Raw genomic sequence first — 24568 nt, forward strand, 5'->3', positions numbered from 1 at the left:
TATAACTTATGTACTATCAGGTCAATAATTATGCTCCAGTACGAGATCTACAGCGAGGTCACAAAGAATCTTAATATTGAAATCAAGAATGATGCCGTTGAGGCCCTTGATACATCGGTAGAAAAGGGGAAGGCCGTTCGCGTTATCAAGGACGGCCGGCTGGGCTTCGCTTTTTCGACGAGCCCCGATACAAAAGATGAGGACCTCATAGAAATGGCGGTTGGCGCCTCTCAAAGTGTTCAGGTAGAGCCTGAGCTTGTATTTCCCGAAGTTACAACATCCACTTTCATTGGCGAGAATTCCGCGGGCCTCTTTTCCGCAACGCTTGATGAAAAGATAGGCATGACAAGGGAACTTGAATCGGCCGCCTTGGCCTTTGATAAAAGGATAAAGAATGTCCGTCAGCCCTGTTACGAAGAGATGTTAAAAGAAGTCCATATTGTGAATTCGAACGGGGTCGATGTAAGTTTTGCATCCGCCCTCTGCGCGTTCAGGGTCACTTCAATTGCGGAAGATGAAAAAGGTTCGGAACGCGCATCGGAAATGGAATATGCCTTTGATCCGAAGAAGTTGAGCCCCTCCGTGATAGGAAAGAAGGCCTCGGAGAGGGCGGTTTCCTATCTCAACAGCAAAAAGATAGCCTCTACCATGTCCCCCGTTATCTTGGACCGGCAGGTGGTTGCGGAGATACTTTCTTTGATCGCCCCCTCTTTTTTTGCCGATGCGGTTCACAAGAACAGGTCGCGTTTTCGGGGGAAACTCAACACCCGCATATACTCCCCGAATATAAGTGTGATTAACGACCCCACAAGGCCCAACGGCTTTGCGTCGGTCCCTTACGATGCCGAAGGGTCGGCCAGCAAGAGAACCCCGGTCGTAAGGGGAGGCATACTTCAGAACTTTCTGTCGGATGCCTTTTATGCCAAGAAGGTAGGCTTGCCATCTACGGCATCTAGCATAAGGCCTCTTATTAGCCAGACCCCCAAGATAGGGATAAGGAACTTTTATATTGAAAAGGGGAACAAGCCCCTAAATCAGCTGAAAAGGGAGATGAAGGTAGGGTTTTATGTTACCGACGTCATGGGGCTCCACATGGTCAACCAGATAACCGGCGATTTTTCTGTAGGGGCCGAAGGGTTCTGGGTGGAGGATGGACAGGATCTTCACGGAGTTAAGGGGGTTACTATAGCCGGAAACCTTCATGATATGCTTAATCATGTGACCGGGGTGGGAAACGACCTCAAATTCTGGCATTTGACCGGAGGGGTCAGCCTTTTGGTGGAGGGATTGTCGGTTAGCGGAACTTGAATATTTTGTTTGAAAAATTTAACAATTAGTATAGCTTGAGAACCGCCTATGGAGATATCAGGATTTGGTGCTTCCGACATCGGATGCCGCCGTGAAAGAAACGAAGACTCGTACCTTATCAATTCAAGTCACAACTTATACGTCGTAGCCGACGGAATGGGCGGACATTTGGGTGGTGAATATGCGAGCAAGCTTGCCACCGCCACAATAGAAGAGGTCATTTCCGAACTTTCGGTAGACCCGGACACGACGCTTCAGTCGGACATGGAGGTAAAGCCGGGAGATTATAAAGGGTACCTTAAATATTCGATATCCGTTGCCAGCATGAGAATATACGAAAAGTCGGCGAACGACCCTTCCCTTCACGGGATGGGGACAACGATAGTTGCTCTCATGTTCGTCGAAGGCAAAGTGTATTACGCAAATGTCGGCGACTCCAGATGTTATCTTGTCCGCGCCGGAAAGATAAAACAGCTTACAGAAGATCATTCGCTGGTTGGCGAGCAACTTAGGGCCGGGGTCATCAAGCCCGCTGAGGTCAAGAACCACAAACTGAAGAACATAATCACCCGCTCGGTCGGGTTTCAGGAAGATGTCGATGTAGATGTGAACGTAAAACCTGTGAAGGTCGGCGATAAGTTCGTTCTTTGCTCTGACGGCTTAAGCAACATGGTGCCGAATGAAGATATGGTAGCGGTCGTGAGCGAGCTTTCTCCTAAAGATGCATGCAACCAGTTAATAGAGCTTGCTAACAAGAACGGTGGCGATGACAACATAACGGTCGTTGTTGCCGAGGTTCTTTCCACTGAAGCGGTCTCTCATGGGGATGAGGATACCATCGGTCTTTAAATACTGGTGAGCGAGCGACGGATTTAATCCGCGCGAGCGAAAGGGGCTTGGGGGGGAGGAGCCTCGCTTTGGAGGCGAGACGTTCCCCCCATCATAATAGGAGGTGTATCATGGAGCAGAGAGACATGGAGCTGATCGCAAAGTTCAGCACCCAGGACCACACGCTCGACGAGCTTTATAGAGAGCATGTGGAGTATGAAAAAGAACTGGAAAAGCTCGAGAACAAATCGTATCTTTCGGTGAACGAGCAGATGGAAAGACAGCGGATAAAGAAGCAGAAGCTCGTCGGTAAGGATAAAATAGAGATGCTGCTTAGAAAATACAGGGAGAAGGACAAGCCGGGGCACTAAAAAATAAATGAATTATTACATAGCTCGCGAGGGCTGGCCCTTCATAGGGATAGCTCTCGCGATTTTTGTCATTATATTAACGATAAGTTCCTTGTTGGCGTTGCCATTTTTGGCGCTCCTTCTTTTTGTCGTCTGGTTCTTCAGGAACCCGGAACGCGATATTCCGGAAGATAAGAGCATGCTAGTTTCCCCGGCGGACGGCACGGTGCTTGACGTTCTTCCCCTTGAAGGCGGCGGGACAAGGATAAATATATTCATGTCGGTATTTAACGTTCATGTGAACAGGATACCGGTTTCGGGAGTTATAAAAAAGATAGACTATAACAAGGGAAAGTTCCTGGTGGCATCTATGGACAAGGCCTCTCTTGATAATGAGCAGAACGCGATTACCATTGAAGAAGAAGGTGGCAGGACCGTCAAGTTCGTTCAGATAGCAGGACTGGTGGCTAGGCGCATCGTCTGTTATTTAAAAGAGGGAGACGCTGTTGTCAAAGGCGAGAGCTTCGGTATGATCCGATTTGGTTCAAGGGTCGATGTTTATATTTCCGGAGTTTTTTCTCCCAAAGTGGTAAAGGGGGAAAAGGTCCACGCTGGTAGCACAATACTAGGAATTTTGGGGTCAGGCTTGACTTCTTGACTTTAGGCTTAAAGTCAAGAAGTCAAGCCTGACCCCAAAATGACCCCAAAAACGGTGGCATGTATGGATGAGACGCCGGTAAAAAGAGAAGGCATCAAGAAGGGGATATATCTCCTTCCCAATCTTTGCACGACTGCGAGCCTTTTTTGCGGTTTTTTTTCCGTCATATCTTCGCTCAAAGGGGAGTTCGTTACTGCCGCATGGTCGATACTTTTTGCCGGAGTCTTTGATTTCTTGGATGGCCGTATTGCAAGGCTCACACGAGCCTATAGCGAGTTTGGAGTTGAGTACGACTCGCTCGTGGACCTTGCCTCTTTCGGCCTGGCGCCGGGCGTTCTTCTTTACACCTGGGCCCTACAGCCTTTCGATAAGGTGGGATGGCTTGCCGCGTTCCTCTATTTTGCCTGTGGAGCTCTTCGTCTCGCCCGTTTCAACGTCCAGATAGATAATGTAGAAAAGCGCTATTTTCAGGGGCTCCCCATTCCCGTGGCGGCCTATGTCGTTGCGAACATGGTCATATTTCACGATTATCTCTACGGCATTCCGCCCCTAAAGAGCTGGTTCGTCCTTATAATAACCGTCATCCTGGCGATACTGATGGTGTCTACCCTTAGGTACTATAGCTTCAAGCAGGTCGATTTTAGAGGCAGATGGTCGTTCTTTGTGCTGGTGTTCATTGTGGGAATATTCTTTCTAATTGCCACAGAACCCAAGGTCACGATGCTCTTTCTGACACTTACATATGTTGCGACCGGCATCATTGAAGAGATAGTGACCCGCAGGAAAAGCAAGATGCTCTGGGACCGTTTTCAATCCTGGCGAGCGTTCAGGGACCTGAAGGTCGAAGGAAGCGTTGATGACGAAGATGATTTTTACAAGCGCGAAGATCCCGATGATGATATAAACGGGTGAAATGTATCCATCCCGAGCCTGTCGAAGGATGAGATAAGCATATGTCCAAATGTGTCTTCTGCCAGAAAGAGATAGAGATAATTGACAGGGTGGGGGTTCGCGATGGATGTGATTCGTGCGGCAACCCCCTTCACTGTTGTCTTCAATGCAAGTTCTTTGACAGGGGCGCCTTTCATGAATGCAAGGAGCGTGTGGAATATCGGGTAGAAGAAAAGGACCGCCCCAACTATTGCGACATGTTCTCTTTCGGCCGCGATGCGGTTGAAAAAGTGGCCGACAAGAACGATATCAAGTCAAAACTGGACGCATTGTTCAAGAAATGATCTCCCGCAAGCACCAACACCTTTTTCTACAACCGAAGTTGACATAATGTCCAATATGCGACCGGTTTTTCAGGGGCGGGTAAGGTGTTCGAGCGACCGGTGTCCGGTTTCGCTCAAGCGCCGCGAAGCCGATGTCTATACGGTCCTAGAAAATCCGATCGGACCCGGGGTCAGATATTCATCGAACGCCATTGCGATATTTCTTACAAAGAGCCTTCCGAGCGGTGTTACCTGAACAGTTGAGTCGTTGATCTTGATCAATTCATCCTTCTCAAGTTCTGTGATTGGTGATCGGTGATCAGTTATCAGGCTTCTGCATTCTTTTGTAGGTGTCTCTCCGTTGCAAAAGAGCTCGCGTATCATCGTTCTTCTTGACTTGTCTCTTTCACTCAATTTCCATCCTCTGACCGTTGCAAGCTTGCCGTCCTCGATCCTGTTGTAATATTTTATCAGCTTCTTTTCGTTCTGCGCATAACATCCGTTAACATCGCTTATCGATGTGAGGCCAAAACCCAAAAGATCGGTTCCGGATTTCGTAGTATATCCCTGAAAGTTGCGCCAGAGGGTCTTTTCGCGGGCCGCAACGCTCATTTCGTCGTTCCTTTTGGCAAAATGGTCCATACCGATGAAGTCGTAACCGTTCTTTCCGAACTCCTCGATGGCCATGCAGAATATCCTGAACTTCTCATCCGAAGAGGGTAGCGTTTCAGGTGGAAGCCTCTTTTGGTGAGGAAGCATTTTCGGAAGATAGGCAAAGTTAAAAAGCGCCATACGGTCTGGCGAAAGCTCAATTATCTTTGCGATGGTTCGCTTGAACGAATTAAATGTTTGTAAGGGCAGTCCATATACAAGGTCTATATTTATGCTTTCAAAGTCCAAAGTCCGGCACTCATCTATCATCTTTTTGACATGATCAAATGGCTCGATCCTGCCGATGGCCTTTTGTACGTCGTCCGAAAGGTCCTGCACGCCCAGACTTATCCTGTTAAATCCAAGCGAGCTCAATAGCCTTAAGTGTTCGGATGTCGTTACCCTGGGGTCGACCTCGATCCCTATCTCGGCGTCCTTTGTGATCTTAAAGTTAGAAACGATTTCCTTCCACAGCTGTTCGATCTCAAGACACGAAAGAAAGGTGGGCGTCCCGCCGCCAAAGTGAAGTTGAACGACATTTTCCTTGGACGACATTTTCTCTGTTGTAAGGGACATCTCCTTTTTTAGCGCCTCGATGTATCTTGCTGCTATTTCGTGCTTATCGGTCGCAATAGTTGAGCATCCACAAAAGAGACAACGCTTGGAACAGAAGGGGATGTGAAAGTATAAAGAAAGTGCGTGAGCGTGTAAGTGCGTAAGTGTGTGAGTTAGATCTTTGGGGCCGAACTTGTCGGTCCAGACCGGGGCTGTTGGATAGCTGGTGTACCGCGGGGCGTTAGTGTTGTACTTATTAAGAAGCGACTCCGATATTTCAACGTTCCGGCCGTCTATGATGGTTCTAAAGGACATAAGTTAAAGGCTGTGTTTGACCGTCTCCACAAAAGACTCCACGCATTCGACGTTCGATGTCTGCAGGATCCCGTGGCCTAAATTTATTATGTGGCCGTTTCGCCCCTTTATCTTGCTAAGAAGACGCGAAACTTCCTGACGTACGAAACCTTCTGTGGTAGTTAAAAGTTTTGGGTCAAGGTTTCCCTGAATTGCCACCCTGTCGCCTATGACCTTGATGGCCTCTTCGATCGGCGTGTCGGGGTCTATCGAGATCGCATCTGCGCCCGTATCCGCCAGTTCATTAAGTATATGATGGCACTTTCTGCAATATATGATGAACGGGGCCGAGACCTTTCCTTCGGAAACTATCCTTTTTAGGCAGGGAAGGGCCAGCTCCGTAAAATCCTCCCTTGAAAGTTCGCCCGCCCACGTGTCGAAGATCTGAATCACATCGGCGCCGGCCTTTTGCTGAAGTTTTACGTAATCAATGACCACGTCCGTTATCTTGGAAAGGAGTTTTTTAAGGGCCTCTTTGTCCTTTGGTATCCATTCATTGGCCCTATCTCCTGTCATGTAATAGGCAAGGGTCCAAGGGGCGCCGGAAAAACCGATCAGAGGAACATCTTTCGGTAATTTCTCTCTCACAAGTTTTAAGGAGGAATATACGAAATCGAACGCTTTTTCGGCATCGACCTTTTTAAGTGAATCGACATCGGCGGTGTTTTTAAGAAGGGGAGAAAGTTTTGGGCCTTCATCCCTCCTGAACGTAAGGGTCAGCCCGAGGGCCTCGGGGATAAAGAGGATGTCGGAAAAGACAATGACAGCATCCATATGATAGCGAAGCCATGGTTGCAGGGATATTTCGCAGGCGATCGAAGGGGTCTTGCACATCTCCAAAAAGTCATAATTGGCCCTTATCGATCTGTATTCCGGGAGATATCTTCCCGCCTGCCTCATAAGCCACACGGGGGGCCTGTCGACCCCCTTGCGGGCGCACGCTGCTAAGAACCGTTCTTTAGAGTTCATGGCGTTATTTACACCACAAAGCAGATACAAAAACAAGTGTTGAGAATATATTTGTCCGTGGTATAATTTGACCCATGAGAAAACATCTTATTCTTTCGGTCGTCTGTTTGGCTTTTGTTGTGGCCTGCGCAGGTTCGTCCAACCGGGATGCGGAAATGCAGATAGTGGATCAGGCGGGTCTTATCAAGTATCCCCACGCATATGTCTTTACCATCATGGGAAAGGTGGTATGTCCAACATGCAAGACGAACAGCGTTCTTACGATCGGTCTCGAGGATAACAACGGGACATATCTGCTTGGTAAACCTTACACTAACTGGTTTGGCGACGGCAGTTACAAAATAACCAATGTAACACTCGAGGCGGGAGACAAGATACTTTTCAGGGCATATGTTGACGGTATCTATCCGATTGGAAAGGCCTCCGACCTTATTGAAGTTCCGGACGAAGAGGGCTCTATTACGGCCCCGACCATCATCATTCCCTAGGCCCGAAAATCTTTAACAGACATGGGAGCACCAGCATCGAACCTATGAAACAGGTAAGCGTCCCCATGCTCATAACAAGCCCGAGCGAAGCTATTCCCTGATGCCTGGCAAATATAAGGGTCCCAAAGCTTGCAAATGTGGTTATGGAGGTCAAGAGAACGGCGACCCCTGTCGAGCGGGTCATGAATGAAGAGACCTTTTCAATGTGCCTGTCCTTAATGTACCTGTGGACTATCTGAACGGCGTTGTCTATGCCGACGCCCAAAATAATAGGTATGCCGAAGAAGTTCGCAAGGTTGAACTTTACGCCAAATATGCCCATCAGCTCGAAAAGCCAGAATACACCAAAGCAAAGGGGCGCGAGCGCCAGGAGCGTGTATCTAAGGTTCCTGAAGTCAAGCGACACAATAATGAAGATGGCAAGTATGGCGATCATTGCAGACTGTCGGAAGCTGCGCTCTAAAAGCTTGCTCGATTCATATACCTCGACCGGAACTCCTGTAACGTTCGGGTCTACCGAGCGGATATCTTTTATAAAGGCCGACATTTTAGCCGGGTCCCAGACATCCTCTTTTGGATACGCGTAGAACGAATATCTGCCAGTGTTTGCGCTGACATACCTTCTTTGTATCGTCTCCGGCATGTCTTCTATGGTGACCCTTTCAGGCGTTAGCCCGCCTCTTAACATTTCGATATGTTTTGAGAGGTCGCCCGCGAAATCTTTATCGAACTTGTTTATCCTGGTCTCGTGACCGGTGATAAGTTGAATAAGCTCTCCGGCCTTAGTAGATATTTCCTCCAGCGATTCGACCGCTTCCGTCTCTCCTGCGGAGAACGCCATCTCGGTGAGGTGCGATATACTTTCCCTGAATTTTTTGAGTTCGTGCGTCATTGCGAGGCCGCCGGCGGCGGACGAAGCAATCCCCCGCGATTGATTTCGGGAGATTGCCACGCCCTTCGGGCTCGCAATGACACGTATTATCGCTATCTTTTCATCCTGTCCGGCCGGCACGACCTCTTCTATTGTCTCTACCTTTCCAACTGTGGGCAACTCCTTTACTTTTTGTGCCAAGGCAAGCGAGGACTCTTTTGTATCGGTTACGAATGGGACATACCATGTCGACTGGCTCGATTCGGCGAGTATCTTCTTCTCAAAAAGCACCGATTCAAGCCCCTTTGCCTGAAGGTCCAAAAGGTTATGGTTAAAGCTCACTCTGAAAAGCCCCGGGACAAGTGCCGCCGTTGCCACAAGCGTTATGATAAGGACGACCCTCGGTCTGTTATATATCGAGGCTATCCTTGTAAGGTTGATGTTAAGGGTCGTGTGAAGATGTTCCGGGTGCTTACCCCTGTCCTCTATGAACATCAAGGCGGGGAGCATCGTTAGCATATTGATAAGGCATAAGATGATGCCTATGCCCGCTATGAAACCAAGCTCTTGCAGGGCCAGGAAGTTCGTGAGACACATCGCAAAGAACGCAGCTGCGGTCGTGCAACAGGCGGTCATATTCCCTTTTCCGGTCTGTGTTATACAGGTCTCAACGGCTCTGGCCGGACTTTTATGGTGTGCAAGTTCTTCGCGGTATCTTGAAACTATCTGAAGGCCGAACTCTATTCCGGCGCCTACGAGAATAACGGCAAAGACGATTGAAAGGATATTGAGATGTCCTATTATCAGTGTCGTTACACCTAAGGTCTGCAAGATACCGCAAATAAGCGCGAGCACGGCCATTGCGGGTCGGATGGGCCTTTTGAAGTATATGAAGAATATGAGCGCAACTATAAAGATGGCCGCGATCGTTGCGAGCGTCATATCGGTATCCGACACCCTCATTTCATCTGCGGCCAGGACCGGTCTTCCGGTAAGCCCGGCCTTTATGTTCGGGAACTCGGACCGCGTTCCGTCAAGGGCAGTCCTTATTTTTTTGAGAGGCTCATCGATGACGGCAAGGGTCTTGTAGTTCTTGTCGGGCATTATCATCACGAAGAGGAGCTTTCCGTTCTCCGAGAGAAGGAAACCGTCCTCATCGAACGCCCTGTCTCCTCCGAAAAAGGCCTGCTGAAGGAAGGGTCTGTAGGCCTCGTCGTCCTTTGCCGCACCTATGAGGCCGTCCAAAAGCTTATCTAAGAAGAGAAAACCGGTCTCTAATTGCCGTGATTCGTTACCGGCGACTTGTGACTCGCGAAGATGCTCGATCGTCTCGTTCATCATTGCAAAGACATCTGCAGACGAGCCTATCTTTTCCATTTTGGGTAGATACTCGCCTATCGTACTTATCTGACCGTTCGGAAGATACAACAGAAAGCTCTTCTCAAGTTTCGGGTTCGATATCTGATATGTGACCTCTTTTACGTCGGGTATCGATGAGAGCCTTTTTGCAAGGGCCCTTGTGAAATCCTTTGCCTGCGGAAGATTGTCGTCCGCTTCGACAACAATGTAGAGATATTCCTTATCACCGAACTCCCTTAAGTGATCTTTGTAGTTCTTATGATAGGCAAGTTTTTCTGAGACAAGGTCGTCCTGATCCGTGTTCATCTTCAGGAAAAGTGACGATATGATGATGCTCGCCAGCGCAAGGATCAAGCTTGCGAGAACGACCCTCCATGGGTGTCTGGTCACCAGGCGTGAGATAAAAAGGAGTAATCTGTCTCTCATTTAGATCCGTTCATCCTTCGACAGGTTCAGGATGAGCGATAGTTAAGCTGAAATTGCGCGTTTGGCAAGTTCTTTGCCAACTTCCCAAGCGCCTCCGGGGAACTTGTGGCAGTCGGCGATTATATCTTCAAGGGATGCGAGGAAATATCGCACGTCCTCGCTTGTGATGCAGAGTGGGGGGAGGAGCTTCACTATATCGCAGTTGTGGCCCGTTACCTGCGTGAGTATCTTGTGTTTTGATAATAGCGGCACCACGACCATCTGGCCGAACAGGCCCTTGTTCACCTTGTGAATAAGATCCCACCCGATCTTTAATTTCATCGACTTAGGCCGATCAAACTCTATGGCTATCATGAGACCGTAGCCCCTGACGTCCGAGAGCATCTCGTACTTTTCCTTCATGGCCGCGACACCTTCGACTATCTCTTTTCCGCGAATTGCCGCGTTCTCAACTAGCCCCTCCTCTTCTATGACGGAGAGGGTGGTGATGCCCGCCGCCATCGCAAGGGTGTTCCTTCCGAAAGTGTTCGAGTGGACGACGCACCTGTCCATCCTTGAAAAGACCTTGTCATAGATTTTTTCGCGGTAAAGTATGGCGCCTACCGGAACGAACCCGCCGGAGAGGGCTTTTGCGATGGTCACTATATCGGGGTTAAGCCCGAAATGTTCGAATGCGAACCATCTTCCCGTGCGGCCCATACCACTTTGAACCTCATCGGCTATCATTAACGTTCCGTATTTCCGGCAAAGCGCCTCGGCCTGCGCAAAATATTCCTTTGACGGCGCATATACCCCTTTCCCCTGAACTACCTCAAAAATGAATGCGGCAATGTCCTTTTTGGCCAGCTCATATTCCAGCGCCTTCAGGTCATCAGACGGGATACCTACGCATCCTGGCAGCAGGTCGCCGAAACCGCTCCTAAATTCCTCGTTTCCGTTAAGTGCAAGCGAGCCGGTAGATAGGCCGTGAAATGCATGCTCGAGATAGACTATCCTGGGGCGTCCAGTCGCACATTTGGCGAATTTGATCGCCCCTTCATTGGCCTCTGTTCCCGAATTCGTAAAGAAGACGCGGTCCAACCTTTTGTCGCCGTAGGATGAATTGACCTTTTCAAGCAACTTCTTTGCAAGGACCCCCGCAAGCAGGGGGGCGTCCATCTGGACCATATTTGCCGTGTCCATGTCGAGCGCCTCATGCAGGGCCTTTTTTACTTTGGGATGGTTGCGCCCCATGTTAAAGACGCCGTAGCCGGCCAGAAAATCCAGATATTTGTTCCCTTCTTTGTCGTAAAGGTACTGGCCCTCGGCCTTAACGTAGTTCTTATCAAAGCCTATGGTCCTTAAAACCTTTACAAATTGAGGGTTTATATTGTTCGCATAGATGTCGTGCTGCTCATGAATATGCTTATGAAATAGATCTTGTATGTTCATGGGAGGGGGATATAACAGGGGAAAATTGGCTTAGCAAGGGCTAAAAGTGAGCTATAAGATCTCAAATTTATTCTCTATGATCTTTTGAAATTCTTTGTTTATTCTTGACCAGTCAACGACATCCACTTTAAACGGTAGGTTCGATTCTGAAAAGGCATCGCGCAAAAAGGCGAGGGTTTTTACCGGCAGTGGAGAATCTGTTTTGATCACAAGGTCGAGGTCGGCATGTTTCTTTGGCTTCTGATTGACGCGTGAACCAAAGGCCCAAATCTCATACCCGGGCACATATTTTGATAAGATGGCAAGAACGGTTTTCAAATGACCTTCTTGGATGTCTATCATGACCTGCGTTTCTCCAGATTCGAAAGCAAAACCTCCGCATCTTTAAGGAATTTTAAGGCTGTTTCATAAACGCTTTTGGCCTCGACCTCATCATAAGTATGAGATGTGATATTCCTCTGCTCCCTGTAGATCAGCCACGCCTCAACGTCTGCAATGATCCCCTTTTCGGCCGCTGTTCGAAGAAGGTCTTTGAATGACAATTGATCGATATCGTCAGGGTTCGGCGCCTCCTGTTCTATCTGCCGTTTCATCATTTTCCATGCAAGTTCATATGTGTATTCGAATCGCTGGATCACCGCGTCACGCAATTCCTCATCTGATGGCGCTTTTTGTGTTCGGGTAATGGCTCTGCCTAGACTTTTAACAGCCTTTTTCGGGGAACTAAAATCAAGTTTCATAATCATAACCCCGCTTTCTAAACCACATAATCCATTATGTTCATGAAAGAAGATATAACAGGGGAGTTGCTGCGTTGCAAGGTAGAATTACTGACCTTCTGGGTCCTTGCGGCAGAGCCTTCGGACTGTTTTTCGTGGTATCTTTGCATGGTATATGCGGTCATTAGTTTAAGGTTCGGCTGGCCGGTAGGGAACCAGTTGACGCCGCCGTCGATCTCGTAGGAGTTGTTGTGAGGCCCTTCGCGAAAGATCTGAGCGACTCGCCCTGCGATCTCCAGCTTATTTGGGATGACGAAGTATCCGCTGTCCACATAATAGGCCATGTCGTCAAGGGTGTTGGAATAGAACGTTGTGCTGCCGGGGTTGTCTATCTTTGTCTTTCTCCCGTAGGCCTCGGCCGTTATGGAAAAGCCCCTGTATTTGAACGATGTTCCGGCCGAACCTGTAATGAGTCGGCATGACGACAAAGTTGGGGTCCTCTCTCTTGCTCTGATATGTTCCGCCCATGCTTATCGTCCACCTTGCCTTTTCGGAATAGGGGATGTCGTTCTCAAATGAGCCGGCATTTTCAAGAATGTCGTAGGCTAGCCTTGCGCCGGCAGAGACCCGTTTGTTGAAATTATTAACCACAAGATAAGTCTCTTCATAACCACCTCTTCCTTTCTATGGTGGTTATCGGCAGGGGCAGGAATTATAGTTGCTAAGAAAAACAACAAAAAAGCCGCAAGTTCTAAACTTGCGGCTTTTGGGGTTTATACTGTGTTATACTTAAAAGAAGGTGGCCAGAAATAGTGTGAATGCCTGGTTCCTTGCCGTTGGGGCGTTTGTCTGGTTCACGTAGAACTTCTGCATCGTGTAAGCCGCCATCAGCTTTAAGTTTGGCGTTCCCCTGGGGAACCAGTTTATACTTCCATCTATTTCATAGGAGTTGTTAGTAGGACCTTCACGGAAGAGCTGCGAACCCCTTGCCGCGATCTCCAGTTTATTGGGGATGACAAAATAGCCGCCATCCACATAATATGCCGCGTCATCAAGCGTATTTGAATAGAAAGTTGCGCTGCCCGGGTTTCCTATCTTTGTCTTTCTTGCATACGCTTCGGCTGTTACTGCAAAACCGCGGTATTTAAATGATGAACCGACGGAACCCGTTACAAGGTAGTTGATCGTGGGCATAACTGCAAAGTTCGGGTCCTGTCTCTTTCCCTGATATATGCCCCCCATGCTTACGATCCACTTTGCCTTTTCAGAATAGGGCATGTCGTTCTCGAATGAGCCGGTGTTCTCAAAAATGTCGTATGCAAGCCTTGCGCCAACGGAAACCTTCTTGTCAAAATTCAGTGTGTAGTCACTTTCTTCACCGCCTGAAGGGTTGCTGACCACGCCTCCTGTAACGGTATTCGTTGCTTGAGCGGCTCCGTTTACGGCAGAAAGCCTATAATAAAGTTTCTTAAAGAATTTACCTTCAAGTGAAACGCCTATGCCTGAAGGCGCACCGAAAGACGATCTTAAAGGTGTCGACTGTGCCGCGCTGCCGTCAATCTGGCTTATGATGTTCGGGGCCTCTGGCAGCTGATAGCCGTTAGATGTCCTGCTCTGCAGGATATCAAGAGGAAGACCGACCTGACCTACGCTTACGCTGAATTCTGGTGCAAATACATGAGCGACGGCGAGATTGAAAACGTTCACGGTTGAAAAGGCGGCACTCTTTGTTGAGTGATTTAACGTTACATGAAACGATGTGTTCGTCCACATTGTTGCGTCGAAATCGAGCCTTGCGCGTCTGATACCAAATGTCCACGTGCTGTCGCTACCTGTGGTCTTTTGAAAATAGGCCTGAGGTTGCATACGTCCGTTTATCATAAGGACAAACGATTTGTCACTGTTCCTTATGAAGAAACCACCATCGTACCCGACTATCTCATCATCTGTTTTGGGCGGTGTTTCTGCAACCGGGGTTACGGAGGTCTCGGCCGAAGATGCAAGGACAGGCTCTTCAACCAACGGCGTAGATGCCGCGGCATAAAGAGGCGCCGCCTTTGCCGTGCTGTGAGAATGTTTCACCGCACTTTTCTTTGCATGAGGATGCGCGTTAGCGACCGTCACGCTTGCTACAGCAATCAGTACTGCGAACAACAACGTCAGAAGTCTTTTCATATTGGACATCTCCTTTTAGATATTTATCGCCATTTGGCAAAAAAAGTTGCTAAGAAAATCATAAAAAACCCCCAAAAAATAGCGCACTATAAAGATTCAATAATTACAATAACTTAAAACCCATCAATATGCGAGAAACGGACAAATCCGGCATCGTCCGTAAATTTTTCTCTCATGCCATCATTGTCAACAAGATCTCCAAGCGTTGACTCATCTTTAGGATCTGTCACAAGATTTTCTACGGTCTTTCCGTCATCGGTAAGTATCGTGAGCGTAACGGTTACGATAGTTGTTCTGTTTTCAGTAGTTACTGCGCACGGAGCCTTGCTCTCGTCGAGTAGTTGTATGCCGAGTCCACCGTATATGATGTTCTCTTTAGTTACGCCGAAGGTTTCATCGAACGAAGCTTCGCATCTGAATCCGTTGGAGCCGGTCTCGTCCTTTACAACAAGTTTATAGTCTGTGGGTTTTCCAAAGACATCGGGTTTTGTGAAATATATCTGGTTCAGCGTGAGAATGGCATCTGTGATGGCTCCCGAAGGTTCCATGTCGGTGGCTTCTTCTGTGTCGCCTCCGAAGAATCTTACCCAATTGGTTCCATCAGCTGTTGTGATCTTGCTGCCAAGGAGATCTCCCTTTCCGGTTTCATCGATACTTACCGCTGACGAAGTTCCTAGTATATCATCATCACCTGTCACCGTGTTCGGACAATCGTTCGAGTCCTTTTCGACAAAGACCACCTCCACATCAAGACAGCTCCCATCGGCGCCATCCACTGGAACTAGCGAGATATCTAATTTTCCGTACGCAACACCCGACATCTTCATCAGATCAAGCCCATGCCTTTGTCCGGCGCAGGCAAGATATTTGCTGCTCTCCTTGCATCTTAAATAAACGGCCGCTTCGAGCGCGGTGTCGTTATCGTCCTCTAACCCGCCTGTAAGTTTTATCTGATCGATTTTTATAGAAGTGAGTTTGCCCACATCAAGGTCGGGACCCGTGAGTTTGTTGGAGGTGCTACTACCGCAAGAGAAGAATAAAAAGCAGGAAGTAAAAAGTAAGAAGCAGGATAGCAGAATATTCTTTTTCATATTATCACCTCATAATATTGTTCGAGCTTGTCGAGAACCCCTCGACTGTGCTCGGGGCAAGCAATGATTGCTTCTCGACTTCGCTCGAAGACTATGACAAACCGACATTATCGGGCCGCATAATACAGAAAATAAAAAGGCCGCGCAAGTATTAACTCGCGCGGCCTTCAAAATAATATCGGGAGAAGGAGTGGGGGATGTGTTGATTGGGCAAGCAACTACTGCCTTCTCCCTTCATGTTACTGCCCAAAGTCGTTGACAAATGAAAATTAAACTTCTATTCCTATGTTCGGCAGGGATCAAAAAATGTTGCGTACTTTTTTTAAAAAAATATTCCCTTGGCTGGTAGCGGCGGCTATTTTCGCCTATTTATTCAATAAATATCCCATTGAACACGTATGGAACTCATTGAAATTAATGAATATTCCATATTTTTGTGCCTTGGCTATCTGTTACTTTGTTCTCATGTATTTTTTGGACACTTTTGTCATAACAAAGATACTTTGTCACTTTGGACACGAGGCGTCTTTCAAAGAGCTCCTTCCTGCCAGGGGCCTCACATATCTCATCATGATAATCAACTACGCGGCGTCTCAGGCCGCTTTTGCGCTGTATCAGAACCGCAAACACGGGCTTGCGATGTCTGAGATGTTCGGGATATTCGGCATAATCGTGGCGCTGGATCTTTACATCCTTGCAGTACTTGCGTTCGTCACGACGTTCTTTACCACGTGGCCGTTCGAGATATGGGGGATGAACATCGCCTACTTTGTGCGCGCCTTCACGCTTGTTGGTATCGTTCTTTTTGCGCTGAACCTCCTCTTCTGGCGCGGGGCGTTCGGGAATATAAAGTTTTTAGAAAAATTTCGTACGAAGGATTTTTTCAGCGTCCTTTCCCGCGCGAGGCTAAGAGACTATGTTGTGGTCGGGCTCTACAGGCTTCCTGTGCACATATTCATAATGGTGGGGATGTATATCGCAATCAAACCCTTTAATGCCACCGTCCCCTTCGTGAACGTCCTTTCAAATATTCCCATCATCTTTTTTATCGGGGTGCTTCCGATATCGCCGGGCGGAATTGGTGCCAGCAATGTTGCCCTTGTTGAGCTCTTAAAGCCCTTCATAACCTCGCCCCTTATTGCGCAGGGGATAGCTACTGCAGGAGATCTGCTGTTGTCATTCAGCCTTGTCTGGATGCTCGCCAACTACATCATGAAGGCGGTGACGGGTGTCATCTGCCTCAAATTTGTTTCGAAGGACCTCTTTAAAACGGGGGGTGAAAAGAAAGAAGGCCAGTCTGTTCCAGATGTGGCAGCCCTTTCCGGCGATTTATAACTTTTATTTTGGCACGGGAATTGCTATAATACTCGGGTGGAGGTTGTATTATGGCAACAAGATCCACAGATATTTTAGAGGGTTCCCGCCTTCCGGAATATTTCAGAGACGAGCTGAAGAAGGCGTTTTCCACCCAAAGTTTGCAAATAGCCGAAACCACTGAGTTTTATCTCGTAAATCTTTTAACTAACTTTGAGCGTGCCGAGTGTCTCTATATTTTAAGCGATGACCGCTATGTTGAGGAGCCTCTGGCCATGATGCTTGCAAGGGCCATTACCGGTGACAAGGCTTCCCAGATAAAGGGACTAAAAAGGCTGGGGGATGTGTCACTTTATCTTACAGGTTTCTTCGAAAACCATATTTCCAGGGGGCCGGTCGGCATAAATTACTACATTGATATGGGGAGCTTTGCCTATTCTTCGCTTGCATCTCAGTTCAGTTCTGAGGATATCTTTGCGAGCCTTTACATGGAGCTTTCCGGAGAGTTCAAGGGCCTTGCAAGCGCCCTTGCCTCGCTGGGTATACAGGCGAACGCCTCCACAAATTTAGACCTTTTGAATCTTTATGAACGATGGCTCAAAAGCGGCGACGAGAATATCAGGCAAAAGCTGATGGAGGAAGGTCTCATTCCCACAAGTAAAACCTTTCATTGTTGATTTCCTGTCTCTGTTCTAGTAATGGCGCGATTGTGAAGAAACTGTTTTTCTTTTTGTTCCTCATCTTTAGCGTTACGCTCCTTTCCTGCGGCAGTTCCGGAACGCCTTTCAATAGCACCGTTTCCACCCAGGCTCCGCCTTATGTAAACAGGATAGATCCCGCTATCGTCAATCCTGGCGATACTCTTACCATCTTTGGACTCGGTTATTCGATCGTGCCCGGATATAATATCGTTACGTTCGGTGATGTTTCTACGGTCTCTGAAAACTATTTCATTCTCACCACACCAACATCAGATGAAATAGAGTCCATTACCGTAGTGGTGCCGGCGAACGTTCCTGCCGGCACACAGACCGTCTATGTCTCTGTTATTGGCAACACAAGTAACACCAATATGTCGGTTAACGTAAACTGATGAAAGAGACTATAGAAAAGATCGCGGGCAGGAAGATTAGGAATGTTGTTAAGCTCCACGGCGATGCTTCTTACAGGGAATATTTCAGGGCCTTTCTTGATGACGGCACCACGCGAATAATAATGCAGATGCCAAAGGGCAGATCGAGCGTTTCGGAAGAGATAACCAATTTCAAAGGCGTGCACAAAGAGATTCCGTTCGTAAATATAGACAGGTTCCTTGCATCCCTGGGTCTTCCGGTTCCTAAGATAGAAAGATATGATGAGGCAGCGAGGGTGATGGTCCTTGAAGATCTTGGGGACAGCCTTCTAGCCGGATGTGTCAAGGATGCCGACCGGGGGGCGTGCGAGAAATGGTATAAGAAGGCAATAGACCTTCTGGTGAATCTTCAAAAGAAGACATTCGGCATAAAAGATGAGGCAGAGTGCGTTGCGCTTCAGCGTTCGTTCGATCCGTATCTTCTCAATTGGGAGTTCGATCATTTCAGGGAATATCTTGTCGAAGCAAGGCTTGGAAGAGAGATGGAGGAAGAGGACCGCGAATTGTTCGAGAAGGAGACAAGAAAGATAACCGATGAGATAACCAAGATACCATATTGTTTTACCCATCGCGATTTTCAGAGCAGGAATCTTATCGTGAGAGATAACGGAGAGCTTTCGCTGATAGATTTTCAGGATGCATTGATGGGCCCGTGCATCTATGACCTTGTTGCGCTGCTGCGCGATTCCTATGTGGAGCTGGAGTGGGGGATGGTGGAAGGCTTAGCGGAGTATTATAGCGAAAACGGGTTGTTCAAAAGCGGTTCAAAAGCGGTTCAAAAGTGGTTCAACCTGGTCACGCTTCAGCGGAAGATGAAGGATGCCGGGCGGTTCATCTATATCGACCGCGTAAAGAAGAACCCGAACTTTTTACAATATATTCCGACAACGTTAAGGTATATTAAAAATGCGCTGGAAGAAACTTACGCACTTACGCACCTAAACACTTACGCACTGTGCGAAGCACTAAAAAAATATGTCCCGGAATGGAATTAAAATCAAGAACGCCATAATCCTTGCCGCAGGCCTTGGCACGCGTCTGAGACCTCTGACCTTTAGGACACCCAAGCCTCTGCTCCCGGTCGGGGCCATGCCGCTTATCGATCATGCACTCTATCTTCTTAAGAAGGCAGGCATTAAAAATGTGGTCATAAACCTCCATCATCTGGGAGGTCAGATAAAATCATATGTCGGTTCGGGCAGGAGATACGGACTTAAGGTAAGATATACATTTGAGAAAAAGATATTGGGTACGGGAGGCGGGATAAAGAACGCGGAAAAACATCTAAAGGGCGGGCCGTTCCTCGTTATTAACGGGGACGTCCTTATCGATATCGATCTGAAGAGGGTGAGCTCGGCGTATCTCAAGAAGAGGCCGTCGGCGTTAATGGTCGTCAGAAGGCTCAAAAAGGGCGAGGCTTACGCAAAGCTTGACGTTTCCAAAGGCATTCTTAAAGGTTTTGGTGCAGGAAAGTTCATGTTCACCGGCGTTCAGATATTCGATCCCATAATTTTCAAATTTCTTAAGAGACCTTCGTGTCTTATCGGTTCGGGCTACAAAAAACTCCTGGAAAAGCGCCTTAACGTCGCAACCATTGAACACAAGGGGAGATGGAATGACATAGGGACGATAGAAAGATATGTGCAGGAGATCCTTCGCTGACGCTCGGGTCATCTAGGCATTATATTGAGGAAGAGATAGGTGGCCGGGCTGATACATTTACCAAGGAGACGGACGTATTCAAACCACCCAAAAAGCCTTATCATGGTGTATGGTCGCCTTATGACATCTAACGTATTTACCGTGCCTTTTATCATAAACCACCCCTGCCCGCCATGTTGTTTGGCGGGTCCTACTCATAGGTTGCGCATATCTTGTGCCAACTGCAGTGATCGGTGATCAGTTATCGATGTTCGGCAGACAAGACGTTAACCATATGAAATCATAAATAATTTAAAAGACGTTACCGATAACTGATCACCGATAACCGATCACCAGACTTTATCAAATGGGTACATTTATACCGAGGGATGGGTGTTTTTTTGACGGAACTTAAGAAAATGATATTTCCAGAATTTCGTAGGTGCGCATGCCGCTTGGGGCCCTTACTTTTACCTCGTCGCCTTCAAATTTTCCTATCATGGCCCTGGCAATGGGCGATTCAATGGATATCTTTCCTTTTGAAATGTCGGATTCGTATGCCCCGACGATCATATATTTCACCTCTTCGCCGTTGTCTATATCGTGGAGTTTTACGGTCGCGCCAAAGACCACTTTTTCGCTTTCGATCTTTGCAGGATCTATGACCTGTGCGGAGGCTATCGCGTGTTCGATCTCCTGCATCTGCCGGCTGAGATGCGCCTGGTGCTCCTTTGCCGCGGCGTAATCGGCGTTCTCGGAAAGGTCGCCATGCCCGCGAGCTTCTTCTATCGCTTTAACGTTTTTCGGACGTTCGACACCTTTCAGGTGTTTCAGTTTTTCCTGAAGTTTTTTATAACCGTCTGGTGTCATCGGCATTTTTTGCATAATCTCTCCTGAAAAAACAAACCACTGGTCACGGAGCAAATGCTGTTGCCTACGTGACCGGTGGTCAATTGACGGTTGACATATATTGATTTTTTGGCGATAGGTCAAGTCCTATGATAATAAAACAGCTTGAAATAGGCCCTATGGGTAACTTTGCCTACCTTCTGGCGGACGATAAAAAGAGCGCCTGCGCGGTCATCGACCCCGGCTGGCAGGTGGACGAAATAATCAAGGCTGCCGAAAAGGATGGATTAAAGATAACTCACATCCTTTTGACCCATGCGCATTTTGATCATGCTAACGGAGCCGAAAAAATGGCCGAAAAAACCGGCGCTAAGATATATGTTGGCGAATTGGAACCATGTTCTTTAAAGGACAAGAAACTCTTTGCGAACGGCGACACGATTAAAATTGGAGATGTGAGCGTTAAATGTATCCATACTCCCGGACATACGCCCGGCTCGGCATGCTTTCTTGTTGATAAAGCGATATTTACCGGTGATACCCTTTTTGTGGGTGCCATAGGACGCACCGATCTTGAGGGGAGCGATCCGGAGGAGATGTTCAAGTCGTTGCAGAAGCTTGCAAAGGTTCCGGACGGTGTTGTTGTCTACTCGGGACACAATTATGGAAGCGAGGCGGTCTCTACGATGGGTGAACAGAAGAAGAGAAATCCCTACATGCAGTTCAAAAGTGTGGGCGATTTTCTGAGGATGTAAGCGATGCAAAACTTTTTAGATACGCTAAACGAACACGTGATACTTGCCGACGGGGCGATGGGAACCCTTCTTTACGAGCGCGGGGTGTATCTCAATAGGTGCTACGACGAACTCAACCTTGTCAACCCCGACATGATCCGAAAGGTCCATGCCGACTACCTCGAGGCCGGCGCCGAGCTGATAGAGACGAACACCTTTACGGCTAACCGGATGAGACTTGCCAGTTACGGACTGGAAGGAAAGGTCAAAGAGATAAATGCGGCCGGTGTAAAGATCGCAAGGGAGATAGCAAAAGACAGGGCGTTCGTTGCGGGAGCTGTCGGACCCCTTGGTGTAACGCTTGCGCCGCTTGGCAGGCACAGCGTGGATGAGGCAAGAGAGGTCTTTAAGGAACAGATCGAAGTGTTGGCCGAAACGAAGGTGGATGCCATCATTTTTGAAACTTTCATGAATCTAGACGAGTTAGAGATAGCGGTTAGGACCGCTCAGGCGGTAACCGATATCCCGATAATCGCCCAGGTCTCATTCAAGCACTACCGCGATCAGGAATTCGTGGGTGTTACCCCGACCCAGGCGGTCAAAATGCTCGAGTCCTTGAATGTCGCAGTTGGAGGGACGAATTGTTCGAGCGGACCGCAAGGGGTCCTGGACGCGATACAGGAGATGAGAAAAGTTTCTAAGATAAAACTCTCTGCAATGCCGAACGCCGGCATGCCTCAGGTGGTAGAAGGGCGCCTTCTTTATCTTGCCACACCAGAGTATATGGGCGAGTTCGCAAGAAGGCTCGTTCTTGCGGGGGCTTCTATAATTGGCGGATGCTGCGGAACGACGCCTGACGAAATAAAAGAGATGAGCCGCTTCATAAAATCTGTCGCTCCGCACAGAAAGAGGGTGTTCAAAATGCTTTCGGTCGAGTTGCGGGCCGAACCCAAATTTGCATCTCTTCCCACAAAAGATAAAAGTTCATTTGCGGCAAAGCTTGGAAATAAGTTCGCCGTTTCGGTAGAGCTTGATCCGCCTATGGGGCTTTGTCCAAAAGAGGCGATAGAACACGCCAAGTTCCTGCATAAGAACGGGGTTGATGCCGTGAACATTGCCGACGGACCGAGGGCAGTTGCAAGAATGAGCCCTATCGCCCTGGGGGCGCTTGTCAAACGGGAGACGGGTATCGAACCCATAGTCCATTATTGCTGCCGCGACCGGAATCTTCTGGGGATGCAGATGGACCTCTTGGGCGCGCACGCGCTCGACCTTAGGAACCTTCTCATCGTCACAGGCGATCCTCCGAAGATGGGCACGTATCCCATGGCAACGGCAGTATTCGATATCGATTCGATAGGCCTTATCCATATGGTGAACGGAATGAACAAGGGGCAGGATATGTCCGGAAGGGCGCTGAACGCGCCTACGTCGTTCCTTATAGGATGCGGAGTAAATCCGGGGGCCGTCAATATCGACCTTGAGGTGGAACGCTTTGCCAAGAAAGTGGAGGCGGGGGCAGAGTATGTCTTCAGCCAGCCGGTCTACGACGCAGAGCTTTTGGAGAATTTCTTCAAGAAGACGGCGCATATAAAAGAGATACCCTTCTTTGTCGGCATATTGCCCCTCGCAAGTCTCAAGAACGCCGAGTTCCTGCATAATGAGGTCCCTGGTATGCAGATACCGGCCCATATAATGGATAGGATACGAAGCGCCAAGACCCGTGAACTTCAGATAAAAGAGGGGCTTTCAATTGCAAAGGAATCATTGAAGGGGGCTAAGAAGATGCAGCGGGTCAAGGGGGCCTACATATTCCCTCCGTTCGGAAAATATTCTGCAGTGGTCGAACTTTTAAAGGTTGTCTGATCTACTTCAGATATCTCTCAGAGTTCATGGCGGCGATGGTCCCTTGTGCCGAGCAGATGACATTGATCTGCGGTTTGAGGCAGAGGATGTTGCCAACAGCGAACACTCCCGGCACGCTTGTTTCGAACTGCTCGTTCACCATTACAACGCCTTCCGGGGAGGTTTGAACTCCCGTCCCGTTCAGATAGTCGGTAGTTGGTTTATACTGCTGATGGGGAAGGAATATATATTTGACGGTAAGCGTTTTTTCCTGACCGGCCGTAAGTATGGTGACCGATGAGACCTCGTGGATGCCGTTTATCTTTCTTAGGCTTGAGCTGAAGAAAGGTTCGATCCTCTTTGCGGCCTCCAGTTCGTTCTTTAGTTCCTGAGGGAGGTCCAGTTTGCTCGCCGGTATTATCCAGTAGATCTTCTCGGCCGTTCTGGAAAGTTTGAGAGCCGTCTCTGCCACGGACTGGGATTTTCCGATTATGGCAATGGCGCACTGCTTGCAGGCGTTCGCGTCGGCATCGGGATCGTGACTTACGCCTTTTCCCCTAAGTTCTCTTTCGCCTGCGTATGTGTGCGAATCGCCGTAAGGTTGATTGCCGGTGGCAAGGAGTATCACCTTAGACTCGTATGTGGCGGGCTCGTTGGTCGTGACCTGCTTTATGTCTTCTTTTATGGTGCAGGATGTGGCTTGTGCGTTCTTGTGGTCCGCCCCGAAATTAATGGCCTGCTTCTTCATCTTGTTGAGGAATTCGGCCCCTGAAATGTTCTCGTCGATACCGGGGAAATCGGTTATCTTTGCAAGCGTTCCGGCATTCCCGTGCTCAAACCCTTTGTCAATGACCAGGGTCTTGAACTTGTTGCGCGCGGAATATATAGCCGCCGAAAGACCCGCTGCGCCGCCTCCTATTATTATTGTATCGTACATGTGACCACCTTTTTTAAAATAGCGCTAATTGGTCCTTCTTCTCTTCTTCATTTTCCATCTGCCAGTTTACGGGTACGCAAACCCTGCCTCCGCCGAACTTTGAGGTGAAGAATACCTCTTTGTTCTTGCATCCGTATTCGAAGACCTCTTTTGTCACCTTTACGTCATCTAGGCAATACTTTTTGAGCTTGTCTATCGCGCCGTCGCGAAAATACCTTATCGCGTCGAGTCCGCTGCCTGATTTGCCCTTGCCTAAAGTCGCCTGCGCAACGGCCTCAAGTCCTATCCTGTGGCCCACGACGTTCTGGATCTCTTCCATTATATCAAGTTGAGGGAGCGCCGAAGGATCAAAGTGAAGGTAGGGCTTAAGGACGGGCATGTCAAACTTCTTGGAGTTAAACCCTATCACCAGAGGTTTTGACTGGAGGCGCTCTTCGAGTTTAGCGATGTCTTTCTCTTCTATGGCCTCATATTTGCCGGTCAAGTAATCGAATACCCCGGCCACACTTATGCCGAGCGATTCGAATTTGTCACGTCCGCCAACTTCGTCGAACGTGAACTTTGTCTCAAGGTCGAGTATGATAGTATTCATATGCACCCCCGAGAGGAATCGAACCTCCGCGGCCAGCTTCGGAGGCTGGTGCTCTAATCCACTGAGCTACGGGGGCC

At 48.4% G+C, this 24568-nt stretch carries 26 protein-coding genes and 1 tRNA gene; 14 read left to right on the top strand and 13 right to left on the bottom strand.

Features of this window, described 5'->3' with window-relative positions:
• Window positions 1-30: 30 nt before the first annotated feature.
• The 6 genes from COV46_00910 (at window position 31) to COV46_00935 (ending at window position 4379) form a co-directional block, all read left to right on the top strand.
• The gene (locus COV46_00910) at window positions 31-1308 is read left to right on the top strand and encodes a hypothetical protein (GenBank protein PIR18206.1); all 1278 of its coding nucleotides are present in this window, start codon (window positions 31-33) and stop codon (window positions 1306-1308) included.
• A 48-nt stretch (window positions 1309-1356) separates the two neighbouring features.
• A complete protein-coding gene (locus COV46_00915; GenBank protein ID PIR18207.1) occupies window positions 1357-2157 on the top strand; it encodes a protein phosphatase in 801 nt (266 codons plus the stop codon).
• Between the two features lie 110 nt (window positions 2158-2267).
• The gene (locus COV46_00920; GenBank protein ID PIR18208.1) at window positions 2268-2507 is read left to right on the top strand and encodes a DUF465 domain-containing protein; all 240 of its coding nucleotides are present in this window, start codon (window positions 2268-2270) and stop codon (window positions 2505-2507) included.
• 7 nt (window positions 2508-2514) lie between these two features.
• Window positions 2515-3144 (top strand): phosphatidylserine decarboxylase family protein, encoded by a 630-nt coding sequence (locus tag COV46_00925; protein ID PIR18209.1) that lies wholly within the window; start codon window positions 2515-2517, stop codon window positions 3142-3144.
• Window positions 3145-3183: 39 nt separating this feature from the next.
• On the top strand, window positions 3184-4056 hold the full coding sequence (pssA, locus tag COV46_00930; protein PIR18210.1) for a CDP-diacylglycerol--serine O-phosphatidyltransferase: 873 nt from the start codon (window positions 3184-3186) through the stop codon (window positions 4054-4056).
• 41 nt (window positions 4057-4097) lie between these two features.
• Window positions 4098-4379, top strand: coding sequence for a hypothetical protein (locus COV46_00935; protein ID PIR18211.1), 282 nt, complete (start codon window positions 4098-4100; stop codon window positions 4377-4379).
• Window positions 4380-4514: 135 nt separating this feature from the next.
• On the opposite strand, the gene hemN is transcribed toward COV46_00935, so the two are convergent.
• Window positions 4515-5879, bottom strand: a complete 1365-nt coding sequence (gene hemN / locus COV46_00940) for an oxygen-independent coproporphyrinogen III oxidase (protein PIR18212.1) — start codon at window positions 5877-5879, stop codon at window positions 4515-4517.
• 3 nt (window positions 5880-5882) lie between these two features.
• A complete protein-coding gene (hemE, locus tag COV46_00945; GenBank protein ID PIR18213.1) occupies window positions 5883-6887 on the bottom strand; it encodes a uroporphyrinogen decarboxylase in 1005 nt (334 codons plus the stop codon).
• 74 nt (window positions 6888-6961) lie between these two features.
• Here hemE and COV46_00950 point away from each other — a divergent pair, with 74 nt between their 5' ends.
• The gene (locus COV46_00950) at window positions 6962-7375 is read left to right on the top strand and encodes a hypothetical protein (GenBank protein ID PIR18214.1); all 414 of its coding nucleotides are present in this window, start codon (window positions 6962-6964) and stop codon (window positions 7373-7375) included.
• On the opposite strand, the gene COV46_00955 is transcribed toward COV46_00950, so the two are convergent.
• The 7 genes from COV46_00955 to COV46_00985 form a co-directional block, all read right to left on the bottom strand.
• Window positions 7365-10031, bottom strand: coding sequence for a hypothetical protein (locus COV46_00955; protein PIR18215.1), 2667 nt, complete (start codon window positions 10029-10031; stop codon window positions 7365-7367). The two genes, COV46_00950 and COV46_00955, sit on opposite strands and share 11 nt — an antisense overlap.
• 42 nt (window positions 10032-10073) lie before the next feature.
• Window positions 10074-11462 (bottom strand): aspartate aminotransferase family protein, encoded by a 1389-nt coding sequence (locus COV46_00960; protein PIR18216.1) that lies wholly within the window; start codon window positions 11460-11462, stop codon window positions 10074-10076.
• Window positions 11463-11513: 51 nt separating this feature from the next.
• Entirely contained in the window at window positions 11514-11804 is a 291-nt protein-coding gene (locus COV46_00965; protein ID PIR18217.1) for a DNA polymerase beta subunit, read from the bottom strand.
• Complete coding sequence (locus COV46_00970; GenBank protein PIR18218.1) at window positions 11801-12208, bottom strand: nucleotidyltransferase; 408 nt, start codon at window positions 12206-12208, stop codon at window positions 11801-11803. Before COV46_00970 ends, COV46_00965 begins: the two co-directional genes overlap by 4 nt.
• 11 nt (window positions 12209-12219) lie before the next feature.
• The gene (locus COV46_00975) at window positions 12220-12669 is read right to left on the bottom strand and encodes a hypothetical protein (GenBank protein ID PIR18219.1); all 450 of its coding nucleotides are present in this window, start codon (window positions 12667-12669) and stop codon (window positions 12220-12222) included.
• A 301-nt stretch (window positions 12670-12970) separates the two neighbouring features.
• Complete coding sequence (locus COV46_00980) at window positions 12971-14356, bottom strand: hypothetical protein (protein PIR18220.1); 1386 nt, start codon at window positions 14354-14356, stop codon at window positions 12971-12973.
• 113 nt (window positions 14357-14469) lie between these two features.
• A complete protein-coding gene (locus COV46_00985) occupies window positions 14470-15447 on the bottom strand; it encodes a hypothetical protein (GenBank protein ID PIR18221.1) in 978 nt (325 codons plus the stop codon).
• 285 nt (window positions 15448-15732) lie between these two features.
• On the opposite strand from COV46_00985, the gene COV46_00990 reads away from it, so the two are divergent.
• From COV46_00990 to COV46_01010, 5 genes are read left to right on the top strand one after another with little or no spacing between them, the layout of a single operon-like run.
• Window positions 15733-16782: a hypothetical protein gene (locus tag COV46_00990; GenBank protein ID PIR18222.1), complete on the top strand. Its 1050-nt coding sequence runs from the start codon at window positions 15733-15735 to the stop codon at window positions 16780-16782.
• Between the two features lie 50 nt (window positions 16783-16832).
• On the top strand, window positions 16833-17438 hold the full coding sequence (locus COV46_00995; protein PIR18223.1) for a hypothetical protein: 606 nt from the start codon (window positions 16833-16835) through the stop codon (window positions 17436-17438).
• Entirely contained in the window at window positions 17435-17854 is a 420-nt protein-coding gene (locus COV46_01000; GenBank protein PIR18224.1) for a hypothetical protein, read from the top strand. Before COV46_00995 ends, COV46_01000 begins: the two co-directional genes overlap by 4 nt.
• On the top strand, window positions 17854-18888 hold the full coding sequence (locus COV46_01005) for an aminoglycoside phosphotransferase (GenBank protein ID PIR18225.1): 1035 nt from the start codon (window positions 17854-17856) through the stop codon (window positions 18886-18888). Before COV46_01000 ends, COV46_01005 begins: the two co-directional genes overlap by 1 nt.
• Complete coding sequence (locus COV46_01010) at window positions 18869-19555, top strand: mannose-1-phosphate guanylyltransferase (GenBank protein PIR18226.1); 687 nt, start codon at window positions 18869-18871, stop codon at window positions 19553-19555. The genes COV46_01005 and COV46_01010 overlap by 20 nt, the downstream gene beginning before the upstream one ends.
• A 390-nt stretch (window positions 19556-19945) precedes the next feature.
• Here COV46_01010 and COV46_01015 read toward each other — a convergent pair whose 3' ends face one another.
• Window positions 19946-20419, bottom strand: coding sequence for a transcription elongation factor GreA (locus COV46_01015; protein ID PIR18227.1), 474 nt, complete (start codon window positions 20417-20419; stop codon window positions 19946-19948).
• A 113-nt stretch (window positions 20420-20532) separates the two neighbouring features.
• Between COV46_01015 and COV46_01020 the strand changes: the two genes are divergently transcribed.
• Complete coding sequence (locus COV46_01020) at window positions 20533-21138, top strand: Zn-dependent hydrolase (GenBank protein PIR18228.1); 606 nt, start codon at window positions 20533-20535, stop codon at window positions 21136-21138.
• Window positions 21139-21141: 3 nt separating this feature from the next.
• Entirely contained in the window at window positions 21142-22983 is a 1842-nt protein-coding gene (locus COV46_01025; GenBank protein ID PIR18229.1) for a bifunctional homocysteine S-methyltransferase/methylenetetrahydrofolate reductase, read from the top strand.
• 1 nt (window position 22984) lies between these two features.
• Here COV46_01025 and COV46_01030 read toward each other — a convergent pair whose 3' ends face one another.
• From COV46_01030 to COV46_01040, 3 genes are all read right to left on the bottom strand, one after another.
• On the bottom strand, window positions 22985-23899 hold the full coding sequence (locus tag COV46_01030) for a hypothetical protein (protein ID PIR18230.1): 915 nt from the start codon (window positions 23897-23899) through the stop codon (window positions 22985-22987).
• Window positions 23900-23912: 13 nt separating this feature from the next.
• Window positions 23913-24491 (bottom strand): helicase, encoded by a 579-nt coding sequence (locus tag COV46_01035; GenBank protein PIR18231.1) that lies wholly within the window; start codon window positions 24489-24491, stop codon window positions 23913-23915.
• A gap of 3 nt (window positions 24492-24494) precedes the next feature.
• Window positions 24495-24567: transfer RNA gene (locus COV46_01040), tRNA-Arg, on the bottom strand.
• Between the last annotated feature and the right edge of the window lies 1 nt (window position 24568).

It is taken from the genome of Deltaproteobacteria bacterium CG11_big_fil_rev_8_21_14_0_20_49_13 (assembly GCA_002796305.1).
GTDB lineage: Bacteria > UBA10199 > UBA10199.